Source organism: Niallia sp. FSL R7-0271 (assembly GCF_038005785.1).
Classification (GTDB): Bacteria; Bacillota; Bacilli; order Bacillales; family Cytobacillaceae; genus Niallia.
This window is the reverse complement of the sequence record NZ_JBBOTZ010000001.1, coordinates 2,612,110-2,628,768: the sequence shown is the minus strand read 5'-3', so window position 1 is coordinate 2,628,768 and position 16,659 is coordinate 2,612,110. Positions and strand designations below refer to the sequence as shown.

21 protein-coding genes and 1 tRNA gene are annotated in these 16,659 nt (G+C 39.2%); 15 read left to right on the top strand and 7 right to left on the bottom strand.

All coding sequences use genetic code 11. The features are described from left to right. Nucleotide 1: 1 nt before the first annotated feature. Both MKX82_RS13535 and MKX82_RS13530 read right to left on the bottom strand, forming a co-directional pair. Nucleotides 2–505 carry a hypothetical protein gene (locus tag MKX82_RS13535; RefSeq protein WP_341077791.1) on the bottom strand — a complete coding sequence of 168 codons (504 nt, stop codon included), beginning with the start codon at nucleotides 503–505 and terminating at the stop codon, nucleotides 2–4. Then, a complete protein-coding gene (locus MKX82_RS13530; protein ID WP_237941705.1) occupies nucleotides 498–884 on the bottom strand; it encodes a hypothetical protein in 387 nt (128 codons plus the stop codon). Before MKX82_RS13530 ends, MKX82_RS13535 begins: the two co-directional genes overlap by 8 nt. A gap of 413 nt (nucleotides 885–1,297) precedes the next feature. On the opposite strand from MKX82_RS13530, the gene MKX82_RS13525 reads away from it, so the two are divergent. From MKX82_RS13525 to MKX82_RS13495, 7 genes are all read left to right on the top strand, one after another. After that, complete coding sequence (locus MKX82_RS13525) at nucleotides 1,298–1,993, top strand: DUF4912 domain-containing protein (protein WP_233313153.1); 696 nt, start codon at nucleotides 1,298–1,300, stop codon at nucleotides 1,991–1,993. Further along, the gene (locus tag MKX82_RS13520; RefSeq protein ID WP_233313154.1) at nucleotides 1,990–4,398 is read left to right on the top strand and encodes a glycosyltransferase; all 2,409 of its coding nucleotides are present in this window, start codon (nucleotides 1,990–1,992) and stop codon (nucleotides 4,396–4,398) included. The genes MKX82_RS13525 and MKX82_RS13520 overlap by 4 nt, the downstream gene beginning before the upstream one ends. 28 nt (nucleotides 4,399–4,426) lie before the next feature. Next, the gene (locus tag MKX82_RS13515) at nucleotides 4,427–5,053 is read left to right on the top strand and encodes a hypothetical protein (protein ID WP_233313155.1); all 627 of its coding nucleotides are present in this window, start codon (nucleotides 4,427–4,429) and stop codon (nucleotides 5,051–5,053) included. A gap of 68 nt (nucleotides 5,054–5,121) precedes the next feature. Further along, nucleotides 5,122–5,271, top strand: coding sequence for a 50S ribosomal protein L33 (gene rpmG / locus MKX82_RS13510; protein ID WP_101175018.1), 150 nt, complete (start codon nucleotides 5,122–5,124; stop codon nucleotides 5,269–5,271). Between the two features lie 94 nt (nucleotides 5,272–5,365). Continuing rightward, nucleotides 5,366–5,944, top strand: a complete 579-nt coding sequence (locus MKX82_RS13505) for a 5-formyltetrahydrofolate cyclo-ligase (protein WP_233313156.1) — start codon at nucleotides 5,366–5,368, stop codon at nucleotides 5,942–5,944. After that, nucleotides 5,928–6,704, top strand: coding sequence for a DUF92 domain-containing protein (locus MKX82_RS13500; protein ID WP_233313157.1), 777 nt, complete (start codon nucleotides 5,928–5,930; stop codon nucleotides 6,702–6,704). The genes MKX82_RS13505 and MKX82_RS13500 overlap by 17 nt, the downstream gene beginning before the upstream one ends. A 61-nt stretch (nucleotides 6,705–6,765) precedes the next feature. After that, the gene (locus tag MKX82_RS13495) at nucleotides 6,766–6,960 is read left to right on the top strand and encodes a hypothetical protein (RefSeq protein WP_233313158.1); all 195 of its coding nucleotides are present in this window, start codon (nucleotides 6,766–6,768) and stop codon (nucleotides 6,958–6,960) included. A 69-nt stretch (nucleotides 6,961–7,029) separates the two neighbouring features. Here MKX82_RS13495 and MKX82_RS13490 read toward each other — a convergent pair whose 3' ends face one another. Next, the gene (locus tag MKX82_RS13490; protein ID WP_233313159.1) at nucleotides 7,030–7,902 is read right to left on the bottom strand and encodes a hypothetical protein; all 873 of its coding nucleotides are present in this window, start codon (nucleotides 7,900–7,902) and stop codon (nucleotides 7,030–7,032) included. A 241-nt stretch (nucleotides 7,903–8,143) separates the two neighbouring features. On the opposite strand from MKX82_RS13490, the gene MKX82_RS13485 reads away from it, so the two are divergent. The 6 genes from MKX82_RS13485 to MKX82_RS13460 all read left to right on the top strand — a co-directional run bounded on the left by MKX82_RS13485 (nucleotide 8,144) and on the right by MKX82_RS13460 (nucleotide 12,938). Further along, a complete protein-coding gene (locus MKX82_RS13485; RefSeq protein WP_233313160.1) occupies nucleotides 8,144–8,347 on the top strand; it encodes a YqgQ family protein in 204 nt (67 codons plus the stop codon). Nucleotides 8,348–8,363: 16 nt separating this feature from the next. Then, nucleotides 8,364–9,323 (top strand): ROK family glucokinase, encoded by a 960-nt coding sequence (locus MKX82_RS13480; RefSeq protein ID WP_237941702.1) that lies wholly within the window; start codon nucleotides 8,364–8,366, stop codon nucleotides 9,321–9,323. Between the two features lie 147 nt (nucleotides 9,324–9,470). Next, nucleotides 9,471–10,658, top strand: coding sequence for a M14 family metallopeptidase (locus MKX82_RS13475; RefSeq protein WP_341077779.1), 1,188 nt, complete (start codon nucleotides 9,471–9,473; stop codon nucleotides 10,656–10,658). A 108-nt stretch (nucleotides 10,659–10,766) separates the two neighbouring features. Continuing rightward, on the top strand, nucleotides 10,767–11,879 hold the full coding sequence (locus MKX82_RS13470; protein WP_341077777.1) for a TolB family protein: 1,113 nt from the start codon (nucleotides 10,767–10,769) through the stop codon (nucleotides 11,877–11,879). An 80-nt stretch (nucleotides 11,880–11,959) separates the two neighbouring features. After that, nucleotides 11,960–12,274 carry an MTH1187 family thiamine-binding protein gene (locus tag MKX82_RS13465; RefSeq protein WP_233313165.1) on the top strand — a complete coding sequence of 105 codons (315 nt, stop codon included), beginning with the start codon at nucleotides 11,960–11,962 and terminating at the stop codon, nucleotides 12,272–12,274. A 28-nt stretch (nucleotides 12,275–12,302) separates the two neighbouring features. Next, complete coding sequence (locus MKX82_RS13460; protein WP_233314706.1) at nucleotides 12,303–12,938, top strand: MBL fold metallo-hydrolase; 636 nt, start codon at nucleotides 12,303–12,305, stop codon at nucleotides 12,936–12,938. A 34-nt stretch (nucleotides 12,939–12,972) separates the two neighbouring features. Here the strand turns inward: MKX82_RS13460 and MKX82_RS13455 are convergent, their stop codons facing one another. The 4 genes from MKX82_RS13455 to MKX82_RS13440 form a co-directional block, all read right to left on the bottom strand. Beyond that, nucleotides 12,973–13,692 (bottom strand): helix-turn-helix transcriptional regulator, encoded by a 720-nt coding sequence (locus MKX82_RS13455; RefSeq protein ID WP_233313166.1) that lies wholly within the window; start codon nucleotides 13,690–13,692, stop codon nucleotides 12,973–12,975. Between the two features lie 226 nt (nucleotides 13,693–13,918). After that, nucleotides 13,919–13,990: transfer RNA gene (locus tag MKX82_RS13450), tRNA-Gln, on the bottom strand. A gap of 58 nt (nucleotides 13,991–14,048) precedes the next feature. Beyond that, a complete protein-coding gene (locus MKX82_RS13445; RefSeq protein ID WP_233313168.1) occupies nucleotides 14,049–14,144 on the bottom strand; it encodes a YjcZ family sporulation protein in 96 nt (31 codons plus the stop codon). 137 nt (nucleotides 14,145–14,281) lie between these two features. After that, nucleotides 14,282–14,416, bottom strand: a complete 135-nt coding sequence (locus MKX82_RS13440) for a hypothetical protein (RefSeq protein ID WP_282581400.1) — start codon at nucleotides 14,414–14,416, stop codon at nucleotides 14,282–14,284. Nucleotides 14,417–14,569: 153 nt separating this feature from the next. Here MKX82_RS13440 and comGA point away from each other — a divergent pair, with 153 nt between their 5' ends. Both comGA and comGB read left to right on the top strand, forming a co-directional pair. Beyond that, the gene (comGA, locus tag MKX82_RS13435) at nucleotides 14,570–15,631 is read left to right on the top strand and encodes a competence type IV pilus ATPase ComGA (protein WP_233313169.1); all 1,062 of its coding nucleotides are present in this window, start codon (nucleotides 14,570–14,572) and stop codon (nucleotides 15,629–15,631) included. Next, nucleotides 15,606–16,658: a competence type IV pilus assembly protein ComGB gene (gene comGB / locus MKX82_RS13430; RefSeq protein ID WP_233313171.1), complete on the top strand. Its 1,053-nt coding sequence runs from the start codon at nucleotides 15,606–15,608 to the stop codon at nucleotides 16,656–16,658. The genes comGA and comGB overlap by 26 nt, the downstream gene beginning before the upstream one ends. Nucleotide 16,659 lies beyond the last annotated feature (1 nt).

The window sequence follows — 16,659 nt, the reverse complement described above, 5'->3', positions numbered from 1 at the left end:
TTTATTTTGTTATCTTTTCAGCAATTTCTCTAAAGCTCATATCGCTGTATACACGGAAAGAGCCAACCTGCACTTTTGTATGATAGTCATTGTCAATTAAGAAAGCTTCAAACTCATCTTTATCTTTAATAATTTTCTCTTTTGTTAATGTATCAGCAATTTCGCCAGGACTCATACCACTTTTAATTTTGAGCTTATATGAGATTGGCTCATCAGCTTTCTCTGTTTCTGCTTGTTTTGCTTCCTCTGTTTCAGCTGCTTTTTTATCAGCTTTTGCCTGCTGGGCCGCTTTCTCGGCCTGTTCTTTAGCAGCAACGAGCTCTTCATAGTCCTCATTGGCAACTGTAGTAAAGCCTTTTGCAGAGAGAACTTTCTCTGCTTGCTCTGTTGTAATTTGTTTGTCTGTATCAGCCTTTTGGCTGCCAGTGTATACGGTGTATGCACCAATGATGCTGGAGGCTGCGAACAGACCGAATGCAAAGGAACGCAAGCTTCGTTTATTCATTCGCAAATCCTCGCTTTACACCCTCTGTGATAATTTGCTGTACTTGACTAGTTGATAAGGAAGATTGAGAAGCAATTTTTTCAATGGAAACTCCTTGTGACGCAAGAGACCAAACCTGGTTTTTAATAATAGCATGAATGGGATTTGCACCCATTTCTATATTTGGCTGCTTGTCTGTAACAGGGATGGCAGGACTCATATCCATATCGTCTATCAACAGCTCTTCCTCAAGCACCTTCAGCTTCTTTTTTATTTTATATATTTCTTGTACTTGTTGGATGGACAGCTGGTCTATATCCTCTTGCAGCTTTTTATAGGGGTCCTTCATAAATAAAGATACAATAAAAAGAAGAACAGATATCCCCAATAAACTAAACATTAAAATGAACAAAATGAGACACCTCTGCTAAAAAATTTGTAATTTACAAGACTTTTTCATTCTACCACTACCTTTCAACATTTCCCAACAGTAATTTCAAGCAAGCAAGTGTGCGGCAGACAAGTTTATAAGCGGCAGCAAAAAATGTCGGATACAAACTAATTTTATTAATAGTCATTGTCGAATTGCTGTTTTTTATTCAACAGACAAAATTTTTTATGCTGCTTCAAGGTAATAGGGATAAACATTAGCATGATACGACAAATTCCGTTTATTGTGGCTTCTATCATTCGGTGATAACATATAGGAAGAAGGAAGAATCAGTAAATCGACACAAAAGGAATCCTGATAAATCAACCAATACGATAATAGCTAAAACATAATACAGTATTAAATGAAAGGTGCTGATTCCATTGTTAGAACAAATAGTTAATTTAAGGAAGGAAGGCTTGTCTTTCCGAAAAATTGCGAAAGAACTGGATATGAGCCTTGGAAAGGTGCAATATCAGTGGGGGAAGTATTTGAAAGAAGCGGAAAAGGCAGAGCAGACAGAAGGCGCTTCTCCTAAAGAATATGCCGATAACAGTGCTGTTATGTCCCCTTTTTTATGGACAAGCATTCAAACATTAAAAAAGAGTAATGGCATGGAAGCATGGCTTGCAGGAGAAAACAGAGCACTAATTTTCTGGAGCATACCAGCATCAAAGTGGAACTTAATTTCTTCCTACTGCGGCTTTCTTAATGATGACTTATCGCTAAAGCTGCGTGTCTATGATATCACGAGCATATATTTCGATGGCAGCAATGCACATGCTACCGATGAAATTCAGCTTGATCGTGACAAGAATCAACTCGTTTTGGAAGGATTACAGCCAAATAGAAGTTACTGTTTTGAAGTCGGGATACAGGATGGTAGCGGAGCTCTCATGCCAATTCTGCAGTCTAATCCTATTCATACACCAAGAACAAGTGCAGACCAAGCAGGTGAAAATGCAAAGGATGTAATAGCATGGAGCGAAGGAAAAACTCCACTTCCTAATTGGATTGAGCATGTTAGCACATACAGTTATTATGAGACAGCGGTAAAGGAGAGTGTGAAGAAGCAATGAACGTATCCTATTTTCAGCTAATCGTTCATGCAGAGCTTCCTGTCATGAATTATTATTCCAGCAATAAAGAAGACAGACAGTCTTTTCATATAGCTTCGATAGCTTTGCTTACTTTTTTAAAGAACATGGAAAAGAAGGCAGTGCCATACAGCGTTTCCCTTGCATTGCCACCGATTTATTTAGAATTGGCAGAAACAGAAGATTACCAAAAAGAAATAACTGAATTTTTAGAAAAAAATAAATGGAAATGGGAAGAAGAATACTCCTACTGGCTCAAGATTGACAGGAATATAACAGCAACCATTAAGAAATTGGTACATGACCATAAAATAGAGATATTGGCCACATCTGCGTCCTATTCCTCTCTTACAGCTCTGTCAACGGTAAATGGTGTGAAACTCCAAATTGAAACAGGAATTTCCATTATAGAAGACCATTTAAATATTCGTCCAAATGGATTTTGGCTTCCAAATGGCGCCTTTTCACCAGGCATTGATTTGCATCTTAAAAAGGCGGGGATTGGATATAGCTTTGTGTATGACAAAACTTTAGCCATCACAGATCCTGTTCCTAAAGCAGAAGGTTTGCCAGTGAAATCACCTCATGATATATGCATGATACCATTAAGACAATGGTCTGACGTTAAGGAGACGGGAAGTTTATTTACAGGTTTGCCGAAAACAAAAGATATTCCTGCGATGACAGCAATTGCTGTGAGTGTAGCCGAGATTAATGAGTTTTCACAAGAATTAACGAAGGACTTCGTGGAAAATGATTCGATTATGCCGTTATCACCAGAAGCATATATTCGTCAATTTAGCGGGAATTTAGAGAAGGTTCATATTAGTTCCTCCTTTTTTAATCAGAAGAAGTTAAATAGAATACACGAAGATGGAAAGAGCTATGCTAGACTGTCCTTCCTTGAAAAAGAGGTTACAGCCTGGCGGGAGCAGAAGCTTTCTGACTGTGCTGACAGGGTCGTTAAACAGCTGGAAAAGGAATGGCTCATGCTTCATGCTATTGTTAATCAACTGGATTATCCAGATAACCTGCAGCACAATCATTGGGAAGCAGCTGATAAGCTGAGTGTCTTTTTGAAAGACAGTATAGAAAAAGCATGGTTAGAAGAACGAGAAAGTAAACACGCTATCTTCCGTGCAGTTCCTGCTTACCAAAAGGAAATGAATAACCCCTTTGCACAAGGAGGAAGCAAGAAAAAAATTCTGATTCTTTCATGGGAATACCCACCCAATATTATTGGAGGACTTGGAACACATGTAGCTGGGTTAGCAGAAACATTAGCCAAACAATATGAAGTTCATGTAATCACGTCACAAGACATGAATCAAGAATTAGTTGATGAACAGGTAAGTCCTTCCTTGTATGTGTATCGAGTGAAGCCGCTGCATCAGCGGGAAAAGAACTTTATAACTTGGATTGGCGGCTTAAATATAAGCATGTGGGAAAAAGCCTTAGACTTAGCAGCTAACCATCATTTTGAGCTAATTCAAGGCCATGATTGGCTCATCGGAGCAGCAGCTACAGCAATAAAGACAGAACTAGGCATTCCGTTAGTTACAACTATGCACGCAACAGAGCATGGAAGAAACGGGGGCATCTATACAGAAATGCAAAAATTTATTCATGAAAAGGAACAGCAGCTAATCAATGCGTCCGATTCAGTAATTGTCTGCAGTGAGTACATGAAAACAGAAGTGTCTTCGTTATTTGCTGTAAGTGAAAACAAACTTAATGTTATTCCAAACGGAATTAAGTTGGAAAATAATCAGCCAGCCTTAAATTCAGCAGAAGAATTGGGATTGGATCCAAATAAGAAGACGGTTTTTGCGCTAGGAAGAATGGTGAAGGAAAAAGGATTTGAAACATTGCTTGAAGCAGCTACACGTCTTAAAATCAAGGATATTCAATTTGTTCTTGCGGGTGCTGGTCCAATGTTTAATGAATATAAACAATATATTGCTGCAAATGGTTTATCGGACAAGGTTCACTTGATTGGCTACTTACCGGAAGACAGAAAAAATGGTTTCTTCCAAGTAGCAGACATTGTTGTCATTCCAAGCCATTATGAACCTTTCGGCATTGTTGCTTTAGAATCGCTGTGTTTTGAGAAACCGACAATCGTATCCAACACGGGCGGCTTAAAAGGGATAGTAGAGCATGGTAAGACAGGGATGCTTATGGAACCAGGGAATACTGAAAGTATGTTAGAACAATTGCAATCCTTAATCGATGACCCACTTATGGCATTGGAGATTGGAAAAAATGGCAGGGCGATTGTAGAAAAGCTGTTTGGCTGGAACAGAGTCGGCGATGAAACCTCAAGGGTGTTTGAAGAAGCAATCCTAAATAAGAGGATGGCAGAAACGGCAGCTACTATGGAATAAAAAAAATAGGAAAAAAAGGTGAAGAAGGATGAAAACGGAGATTTCTTTACAGTCTGATTATCAGAATTTCGGCAAAGAAATGACAAGAGGAAAATTGGTCAATACTCCAGGCATTTGGATTAACGGCAAAATCTGCTGGCTTCAGAACGGTTATGAGAAATTACTGCCAGAATACGCAGTCTCTGTTCATGTAAAGAGCGTTCAAAAACATTCTAAAGTCCAATATAATGAGATATTTGTAAGAAATCATTCGAAAGAGGCTATAGATGTGAAGGTTCTGCTGCTAAGTTATTACTCCCAATCAAATCAGGACCACCTCGCCTTCGTTTCACCGACAGACAATGTTGTCTTCCATTCTGTCGATGACCAGCTAATACTAGTAAATGGCGAGTTTAATGGGAAGAGCTTGGAACAGAGAACCGTTCAGCCACTATGGAACGTTCATACAGATCTAATTTGGAAGAATCAGCAAAAAGGCAGCTTAAAATACTTACCAATGGGTAAAGGTGGATATGTCAGCATCTGTTCCCTTAACATGAATCTAGCAGCTCAAACCTCGAGTACGAGCAGAGCATGGACTATATATGGGAAAGATAAAGAAGAGCTTATGGATTTAAATCACATTCTATTGAAAAACAGTACTAGCATTTCGTGAAAAAAAATGTTATCATATAAAAGTCGTATGCACGAACTAGTATAGCAATAGTTTGGAGGGAAATAACCATGCGTGTCAACATTACGTTAGCTTGCACAGAATGTGGAGATCGTAACTACATTTCTAAAAAAAATAAACGAAATAACCCAGACCGTCTTGAGCTTAAAAAATATTGCTCAAGAGAAAAACGCACAACAACACATCGCGAAACAAAATAAGACAGAGGGGGGTATCCCTTCTGTTTTTTTTGTATATAAAAAAAATCCTAAAGCATTACATATGAAAAAAGCATAACCAAGGAGTGAAATCAAGATGACGGAGACAAAAAAAGAGATAAGAACAAGAATACTCAAAGAATTGCAGTCTTTATCTAAGCCTGTATATGAGCAGCTATCCTACGAAATTGCCCAAAATTTATACAAGCATCCATTGTTTCAAAATGCTCGTCATATTGGTTTAACCATTTCCAAATCACCAGAAGTGGATACACTGCAAATAATCCGCACAGCCTGGGCCGAAGGGAAAAAAGTCAGTGTGCCAAAATGTCTGCCGAGCACGAAAGAAATGGTATTTCGGCAGTTAGACCGTTTTGACCAGCTTGAAACTGTATACAGCGGGCTTTATGAACCAATTGAATCAGAAACAGCTTTAACAGAAGGCGATGAAATGGATCTGGTGCTTGTACCAGGAGTTGCTTATGCAGCAAACGGTTATCGAATTGGGTTTGGTGGAGGCTACTATGACCGCTATCTCCTAAATTATCATGGAAATACGATTTCATTAGCGATGGATTGCCAATTGGAAGATTCTATCCCGGCAGAAGCTCATGATATTCCTGTACAGCATTTGATTACAAATAAAGGAGTAATTGCTATTGGGACAAATAATTAGCATTCTCATTATCCTTATTGCTGTATACCTAGCATGGAAGGAAGGGTTTCTTAACAAAAGCGGCAGTATTGCAGCCTTTTTTGTCGGTCTAGGTATCCAATTAGGTTTCCACTATCAAGGATTTATCCTCCTAGGTGTTTTTTTTCTTACCTCCAGTCTTTTGTCAAAATATAAAAAAGACAAAAAAGCAAGAGTGGAAGAAATGCATGAAAAAGGCTCTACAAGAGACTATATGCAAGTACTTGCAAACGGTGGTGCAGCAGCACTAGTCAGTCTTTTTTACGGCTGGAGCGGAAGTCATGAGCTGATTATTCTTTTCGCTGTCCTGCTTGCCGCAGCCAATTCTGACACTTGGGCATCAGAAATTGGTCCTCTAAGCAAAAGTAAACCATTTTCGCTTAGAACCTTTAGCAGAGCAAAAGCTGGCACATCTGGGGCAATGAGTTTACTCGGTACAATAGCAGGTTTTTTTGGTTCCTTGTTGATTGGTTTTTGCGCTTATTTGCTATTCCCTATAAGTGTAAATGAATTTCTGCTGATTTCTTTATTTGGATTTATCGGCAATATTATTGACACCTTACTGGGGGCTTATGTTCAAGCAGAATATCAATGTACAGTTTGCGGAGCAAAAGTAGAAAAACGAGTGCATCATGCTAGAGAAGCAAAACAGATAAAGGGTTTTTCTTTTCTTAACAATGATGCTGTCAATATTTTGTCAGGTGTGCTTGCAGCCTGCCTTGCTGCTTTATTTGTTCTTTAAGCAAAAAAGTTTGGATAAAAAAGAGCGGCTTTTCCTAAACTAATCAATAGGAGGGATGAAAATGCCGAAAATTTTATCCATTTTATTGATTGGTATTGGCGGTTATTTTTTGTTAACTAGAAGATACCGAATTATTAACACGGTGTTAAAAAGTCCGATGATTAGACAATATTTAATCAAAATTGTCATGAATCTCCCAGGCTTACGCAACAAAATGATGAGCAATGTTTTCTCAAAACCAACTGTTTATCAATAAAAGACCTATTTAGGTCTTTTTTACTTGCTTAGTTCAACAAGAAAACCCCCATCACCAGGGGGCTGAGGACTATAATGTGGAAATTTGCTGTCTTAATAGGACAGGCTGATTATCTCCCGTTGTAAACACTACAAGCAGATGATCTTTTGCTAACAGAATAACTGGAACAGTACTCCCAACAGGTTTTGTCACAGTTCCATCCTCTTTTGTAATTCCCAGGAAATAATTTTTATATAAACCTTCTGTAAGCTGACCGATAATCTTTGCCGTTTGTTCTTGTGTAAAACCTGGAATAGGTTTGTCATTATAGTCTGCAAGCTCTGTTAACAGTATTCTGTTTGGATATTCTGCCAAAGGTATAGAATAATGTTTTACAGCCTCATTTAATTGATACTCAATCACATCTGCTGTTTCGTCATCTAAAGTATTTTTCCATTGTTTTTCTGCCTCTGTCCGCGGTGCTGTAAAGCCGAGAGGGGTTTGGTCGAATTTTGAATTGATGACATACAAATGATTAGCGGAAAGTTTTTGAGAGCTGAAGATATTGTCATTTTCATCATGAATTTCGGCATAATGAAAGGCGACTGCCTGGAACAGGCGGCTGTCTCGTTCGACGACCGTCTTATGCTCTGTCAGCTCCATTGTATTTTGCTTCCACGCTCCCATCGTGTTTATAAGTCGGCCGTTTGCATATAACAACCCCATGTTTTGTCTTAAATAGGCCTTTTTATTTACAATGCTTTTTGTCTCCCATTCGACACTATATTCATCATATCTTTGCTTTCCAAGCTGTAAATTCGTAACTGCTGTCGGAAAGGATACGCTCGGGTCAATTGGAAAATATGTAATGCTCTCTTTTGCAATTTGGTTTTGCTGAAAAAAATAAACGGAACTTATAATGATAACAAGGCAAATGCTTAAAACGATAAAATCTTTTTTCAATAGCAGCACCACTTTTCCTGTTAGATAAACATTTTCAGGACAACCTTATACTCTTGTTCCAATATATGAAGAATCAGGTGCAGAAATTCGTTATTTTTGCAGATTTCCCTAGCAGACATAAATGAAAATGATTAATATCTCGTTCTTGAGTAAAAGCGATATTTGAATTATACTAAAAAATGAAAACGATTTAATTAGGAAGGATATTCCCTGATGTTTAGGGAGGTTTTTAGGGATAGAAATGAAGACGATATACGATGTGCAGCAATTTTTGAAAAGGTTCGGTACCATAATATACGTAGGAGACAGATTAGGTGATTTGGAGCTGATGAAAGCAGAATTAGAAGAGCTCCGTCATACAGAAATCATAGAGAAACAAGATTTTGATATGGCTGTTCTACTACTAAATCAAGGAATACAACAATTAAAAGAGAAACAGAAATAGAATGGGGAGAATGCAGATGCAGGAAAAATGGGTGGTTGGAATCGATCTTGGCGGTACGACTGTGAAAATTGCTTTCTTGACAACAGATGGCAATATGATTGATAACTGGGAGATCCCTACAGATAATTCAAATGAGGGTGCGAACATCACTAGTGATATTGCTAAATCTGTTCATGAGAAGCTTGCTGAATGGAATCATAACAAGGAAGATGTGCTTGGTGCGGGTATGGGAGCACCAGGTCCGTTTGATTATAAAACAGGTATCATCTATAATACAGTGAATCTTAGCTGGCCGGATAATTTTCCGCTGAAGGCTAATTTAGAGAGAGATCTTGGCTTGCCTGTCATCCTTGATAATGACGCAAACTGTGCAGCCCTTGGTGAGATGTGGAAGGGTGCAGGTGAAGGTTATAAGAATCTTGTTTGCGTCACATTAGGCACTGGAGTTGGCGGCGGTATTATCGTTGATGGAAAGATTGTTCAAGGGGCCAAGGGAGCTGCTGGTGAAATCGGCCACATTACTTCCATCATCGAAAATGGTGCACCTTGCAACTGTGGAAAAACAGGCTGTCTTGAAACGATCTCGTCTGCAACAGGAATTGTTCGGATTGCCAGAGAGCGATTGAATGAAAATCCTGATAGCAGTCTGCACCAAATCCTAACAAATAACGGTACAATCTCTGCAAAGGATGTATTTGATCAAGCAAATGCCGGAGATGAACTTGCAAATGAGGTAGTTTCCTTTGTAGCTTCACATCTAGGTTTAGCCCTTGCTAATATTGCAAACACATTAAATCCGGAGAGAATTGTGCTTGGCGGCGGAGTGTCAAAAGCAGGAGATATTTTATTAAAGCCTGTTAACGAGTACTTCCAGAAATATTCTTTCAAAGCTGTTGCCCAGTCAACACTTATCGATGTAGCTACATTGGGGAATGCTGCAGGTGTCATCGGCGCAGCATGGCTTGCAAATAAATAATATTATTTTGATCTGTTCATATGAACAGATCTTTTTTATGTTACAGTTGGTATAAATTGGGTGTTGTTAGGAAGCGGATGTTTCATGAAGATGAATCGTTTTCTCCTTTTCATCATAAATATAGAGTGATGAAAGGAGTGTATATTTATGGAGGTTATAGCAAGAAACGGTGACACTCTATCGTACTACAGCAGATTGTTTATGATCCCGCTCCAGCTTCTTGCTGACAGCAATCAGCAAAGTGCTAAGGATGCTCTTAAAAAAGGCGATTGCATTCATATTCCAGGCTTTCAATCAGAAACACTTCAACTGAAGACGGGCGATGCTTTATGGAAAATAGCCGGAAGCAGAAATATCTCTGTCGACTGTCTTCTTTTACTGAATCAAAACACGAATATAAATGAGCTCCAAACAGGCGATGAAATGATTGCTCCGAAACGAATTATGGAAAGATTAGTGAATGCACGCAAAAAATATGATTCTCAGTCATTGCAAAATGATCTGGAAATTCTAAAAGAAAATTATCCTTTTATTCAAATTAATACATTGGGAAAAAGTGTTCTTGGCAATGAAATTCAAGAAATTCGAATCGGCCGCGGCAGCAAAAAAGTACATATGAACGGAAGCTTTCATGCTAATGAATGGATTACAAGTGCAATCCTGATGTCGTATGTAAATGATTTTCTGCTGGCCATTACAAATGGCGGAAAGATAAACAATATTGACACATTGCCTATTTATAGAAATGTAGACCTATCTCTTGTGCCAATGGTAAATCCTGATGGCGTGGATTTAGTGCTGAATGGACCTCCAGAGCATATGCGGTCGAAAGTGATTGCTATTAATGAAGGCAGCACAGATTTTACAGGCTGGAAGGCGAATATAAATGGTGTTGATTTAAATAATCAATTTCCTGCATTTTGGGAGATTGAGAAAGAGAGGAAGGAGCCAAAAACCCCTGCTCCTCGTGATTATCCTGGAGATGCACCACTTACAGAGCCAGAAGCAGTAATAATGGCACAGCTTGCAAACCAGGAGAAATTCAACAGAATGATAGCATTCCATACTCAAGGCAAGGAATTTTATTGGGGGTATGAAAATTTTGAACCATCTGAATCAGCACTAATTGCAAACGAGTTTTCCCGATTAAGCGGATATAAAGCGGTTCAAAATGTTGACAGCCATGCCGGCTATAAAGATTGGTTTATTCAGGAATTTAGACAGCCAGGTTTTACTCTCGAGTTGGGGAAAGGAATAAATCCTCTGCCATTATCACAGTTTGATGATATTTACAAAGATGTTTTAGGAATATTTGTGGCATCGTTATATTTGTAAAAAATAATGTTCAAGAAAATTAATGGTTTAGCCGATTTAATTCGGCTTTTTTATGTTAATATTCAATATAGTAAACACCAAAAAACATAATAAAAGGGTGTGAAAAGGATGACAGACCTTTCAAAGAGAAATGCGCATGGGTTTTTTCTTCTCTTGCTCATTTTCACACTTGTTTTATCTGGATGCTCCCATAAACAGAAGGAAACAACGAGTAAAGAGGAAGAGAAAGATAATCAAAAAAAAGAGAAAATCCAAGCATTGGCATTGCCGATGGAAGTGGATAATGGGGAATTTGTGGAAGTGTCTGGATGGCTTGATACCCATACAATATGCTATATCACAAGCAAGGGTAACAGCTATTATGTTTATACATTTGATATTTATTCAGGACAGCATAAACTTTTATATACGAGTGATTCTGCTATAACAGCAGTGAAAATAAGCCCTGACTTATCCAAATTGCTCGTATTTACAAATGAAGAGGACTTTCAAGGCAACATAGTGTTAATGAATAAAGAGGGAAAACAGCTATTTTCTAAACAGCTGCAAAGCTATGATGCTGAGTTTGTCTGGAATCCATATGACGAAGATCAAGTGCTTGTTTCCTCTTTTACAAAGGAATGGGCCAGCACCTCCTATCTCTTATCTATAAAGAATGAGAAGCTCCAGGAAGTCAAGCTTGGCAATCCGTTTATCGTTTGGGCAGACAAGGAAACAGTCGCCTATTTAGGCTGGAAGGAAGAGACTTCTTTGTCGTCTCCTGTAACAACTAAAAATATAAAAACTGGTGAACAAACAGTAATTAGCGAAAATAACGCCTACTCTATAGGCAGTAATGGCCAAGAGATTTTTACAATTTCCGATGACTCGCAAGATATGCAGATGGCTCAATATACATTCTATGACAAGCTTAATGCCAAAGCTGCTATTTCTCTGCCCCGCTTGTCCAACTACTCGGATTGGCTTATCCCATATAATGATGCAGCAGACGATCAGCTGTTTACATTTTATCCAGAGAGTTCCGGTGATGCGACAAATTATACAGAAGGTTACTCATTTGTCTCCATAGACACGGGAAGTGGAGAAAAGCCTAAAGTGATAAAGGAAGGATTGGAGAACGAACCAATCAGTATATCACCTGACGGCAAGTGGGCATTGTATGGTTTTTATCTGGAGAAACTGATTAATCTTGAGACAGGGGAAGTTATTCCCCTGTCTTAACTAAATGAAGCAGATGCTTGAGATTCCCAATAAATTATGACATCATAAAAGAATATGGAAAGCTTTAAGGAGGACTTACAGTGGCAATAGTAGATGTAACAGTTATCCCAATTGGGACGGAGACACCAAGTGTCAGTGCCTATGTGGCAGATATCCAGAAAGTATTAAAGACATACGAAGAAAAAGGGGCAATCAGATTTCAGCTGACGCCGATGAATACGATAATTGAAGGAGAATTACCTGTTTTGTTTGAGGTAATCCAAGCAATGCATGAGGTGCCTTTCTCTAAAGGGCTAGTTCGTGTTGCTACAAATATACGGATAGATGACAGACGGGATGTAAAAAGGAAGATGGAAGAGAAAGTCGACAGAGTGCTTAGCCATCTTAAAGACTAATCATTAAAAGAAAAGTGGTGACATGATGATTCAATATAAACAGATGCCATTGGGGCCAATTCAGACAAATTGTTATTTAATCTGGAATGATAAAAAGGAATGCTTGATAGTAGACCCAGGCGAGAATGGGGGCAAAATTACGAGCACAATCAGGGAAATGGGGCTTCAGCCAATTGCGATTTTGCTGACACATGCTCATTTCGATCATATCGGTGCTGTGGAAACAGTTCGCAATGAATATAACATCCCTGTCTTTATACATAGCAAAGAAGATAAGTGGCTGAGTGATCCAAAGCTAAACGGTAGTTCTGCATTCAGACTGCCAACACCTGTGGTCGCACAGCCTGCAGATCATTTTCTTGACGAAAATCCAGCGATGACTATTGGCGGTTTTACTTTTGCCGTACTGGAGACACCGGGCCATTCCCCTGGCAGTGTTACTTTTTATTTCCCGGAAAGCGGAGTAGCATTTTCAGGAGATGCTTTATTTTATGAAAGCATTGGCAGAACAGATTTGGCAGGAGGTAATCATCGCACCTTGCTTGCAAGCATTCACGATAAACTTCTTACACTGCCAGAGGAAACCGTTATTTTGTCTGGGCATGGCAGAAGTACAACCATTGCCCACGAAATGGATCATAATCCTTATATTAATGGATTTTAATAAATAAGCGGAAAGGGTATCTTTCCGCTTATTTTTACTTAGTTATGTGAGCTGGTTCACATACATACGCCTTATAGGCGCATTGTTGGCAGCCTGTAATCATATTTCGCCGCTCTGACAGCAATACATCAGGGAAAACAGCTTCAAACATGCCAATAAAAAACTGCTGGTGCATCATACACACCTTATCCTTATGCTCGTTTGCCGCTTCCTTAAAGGGACAGTTGAAGATTTCAAAATATATGCTTTGTTCGTCGTCATCCCATTCCAATTCTGGTTTTAACCCGGATATGAGGGCAGCTTGCTTTAAAAGGTGCAGCTTATCTTGCTTAGAAAGAGCTCCTGAATTTAGGGGACTGCGGGCAATTTCCTGCTCCATCATCTCTTTACCAAAGGCGAATCCAGTTTCATACAATGCTTTGCTTCCATCTGCTCCGAGCTTTTCTAAAGATTTTAAAAGGATGCTGCTCAGCAGCTGATAGTTGCGGAAAGGAAAACTCAATTGAATAACTTCAGATGAGAGACGGTATAATTTACTTGGCCGGCCGCCTCTGCCGGTTTTTTTCGTCTCAGAATGAAGCATACGAACATCTTCAAGTTTGGAAAGATGAAGTCTTGCGACATTTGGGTGGATGGAGAATTGATCAGCAATCTCCTGAACAGTTACATCGCGGTGGCGGTTTGTTATATATTGATAAATATAAAACCGAGTTGGGTCGGATAATACATTAGTGATTTTTAGTGTCTGTTCCATAAGTTCTTACCTCCGTTTTTTCAGTATTTTTGTTCATTATAATATAGCAATCCACCATAACCACGGTAAGAACTATTTGTTTAGAAAATGTTCACATCTTTTCGACAGGAAAATTCACAAAATATACATTTTTACAGCATAATCACGATTTTCATATTGTTAACTTAGCTAAAACATGATGAATACAGAAAAAAAGCGTGAAAAGGGGATGCTTTTCACGCTAAAACTGGGCTAGCTGGATTCGAACCAACGAGTGACGGAGTCAAAGTCCGTTGCCTTACCGCTTGGCTATAGCCCAAAAATATAATCTTATAATACTATTATGGATACTATAACTCAAAATATACACTTTTTAATTAATAAACATATGCAGAACCGATAATGATCAAAAGGATAAACAACACAACAAGCAATGCAAAACCGCCGCCAAATTCAAAACCTGCTTCTCCCATTTGTGAGCACCTCCAACTTTAAACATAATGTATCGTATGCCCTTACAGGATAATTGTTTTTTAAATAGGCTTATCTCCCTTCAAAATGGACAGCAGCCCAAGCAAGACTGCTGTTCAACTTTCAAAGGTCTGCCTTATTATTTATCCTCTTTTTTAATTTTTACATGATCAGGCCGCTTTGGATATGTTGCTTTTCCTGCATCCGGCCCAGTAAGTGTATTTCGCTTATCAAGAACTCTTCCTGAAAATTCAACTGGATCTCTTCTTTCCACAAGTACCACCCCCTTTTCTTAGAATGGTCAGCTAGCAGAAAGGTAATGCATATATTGCTTGAAAAAAAGCTAGAAGAATTGACGAATAATAGAGGGAATAAAAAAAGTCTGTCGAAATATAGAATGAACCAAAAAGAAAGGATGTGCAGACTTTTGATTTCTATTGAAGCTTTAGCGAACCGTATTATTCGGGAAGCTGTAGAAGCGAATGCCACAGATATTCACATTGTTCCGAAAGGAAAAGAATCGCATTTGCAATTTCGAATTTCCCACTCTTTATACCCCAGAATGACACTCCCTGTGAATCAATGCGACAGACTTATTTCCCATTTTAAGTTTACCGCCTCTATGGATATTGGCGAAAGGCGGCGCCCGCAAAACGGTGCTATCCGTACAAGTGCAAACGGGGAAAACATCAGCCTCCGACTGTCCACCTTGCCTGCAAGTCCCCATGAAAGCCTCGTCATCCGTCTGCTGCCAGACAAGAATAGTATACCGCTCACCCGTATATCTCTTTTCCCAAACACCACTAAAAAGCTTCTGTCACTGCTTAAACATGCCCATGGGCTTGTTATTTTCACAGGGCCGACTGGGTCAGGCAAAACAACAACCCTTTATTCTCTTCTCAGCAGCAGCTCCTATCTGTACAAACGAAAAATCATTAGTCTCGAGGACCCAGTTGAAAAGCCGCAGGATAACGTGCTTCAAGTGCAGGTTAATGAAAAAGCAGGCATTACGTATTCAGCGGGGCTAAAGGCAATATTGCGCCATGATCCAGATGTAATTATGGTTGGCGAAATAAGGGATGCAGAAACAGCTCGAATTGCTGTCAGAGCCTCGTTAACAGGGCATCTAGTGCTTGCGACGATGCACACAAGAGATGCGAAAGGGGCAATCTATCGACTCATGGAATTCGGCATCAGCAAGTGTGAGGTGCAGCAAACTTTAATTGCTGTTACAGCGCAAAGGCTAGTCGAGCTTGTTTGTCCTTTTTGCGGTCCTGTTTGTCTGCCCTTTTGCTTTCAGCTTCAAAACCGCATAAACAGAGCCAGTGTTTTTGAAATAATGACAGGGAGGACCATTCAGTCCATTCTCGCTGAAACCTTTGCTGAAAAGCTTAATCCTCGTCCTGATTTAAGAGAGGCTATTAATAAAGGAGTTGCCCTGGGGTTTGTAAAGGAGACAGAGTATGGTCGCTGGATTTATGAAGATTAATAAAGACAGCTGGAGCTTACAGGAGCAATCGATGTTTTTGAAAGTTATCGGAGAGCTGCTGACACAAGGATATTCCCTTTCCGAAGGGGTTCGCTCAAGTGTTTACTATTTGCCTGCCAACAAAAAAGAGGATATTATGTCTGTGCTCGGATCTTTAAAAGGGGGAAACTCCTTTTGCGATAACCTGGCAAGACTTAAATTTAATCAGCAGACGATCAGTTATGTATATTTTGCAGAAAAGCATGGCGGCTTTGCAGGTGCGTTTATGGATGCGAGCACTATTATGGAAAACCGGCTGCGAACAATTCAGCAATTGCAGAAAATCCTCTATTATCCTCTTTTCCTCATTGTTTTTACCCTAGTTTTATTCTATTTTGTCCACCAAGTGCTGCTTCCCCAATTTTCTTCTCTCTTTTTAACAATGAAACTGGAAACAAATCTGTTTATGGTATTCATTATCGGTGCAGGAAAAGCAATGCCTATTCTGATGTTGTCAGCTGTTTGTTTTGCATTGACTTTAGTGTTTTATTATTTCAAGTTCTTTCGGAAGAAAGATGCACTCGAAAAACTGCGCCTGTTTACAGCCATTCCAATTGCGGGCAAATGTTTTTCCCTTTATTACACCCATGTGTTTTCTCTGCAGCTTAGTCACCTGTTAGCGGGCGGTTTTTCTATTTACGAAGCATTAACATTTTTTCAAAATAATAATCAGCATGCCTATTTTTCTTTGGCTGGAAAGAAGGTCATCGAACAACTGAAGAAAGGGGAAAGAATGGAGCATGCATTTGTTGTGCTAACCTTTATGGAGAAGGAGTTTTGCCGTATATTACAGCATGGACAAGAGAACGGCAAGCTTGACCGGGAGCTTCTCTTTCTCAGCCGTTTCTGTATGGAAAACCTTCAAGACAGGGTTGCTGGACTTTTAAAGAAAATTCAGCCAATCATTTATGGTTTTATTGGAATCCTAGTTATTTCCATCTATCTTGCTGTGCTGCTGCCAATGTTCGAATTATTAAATGGATTATGAA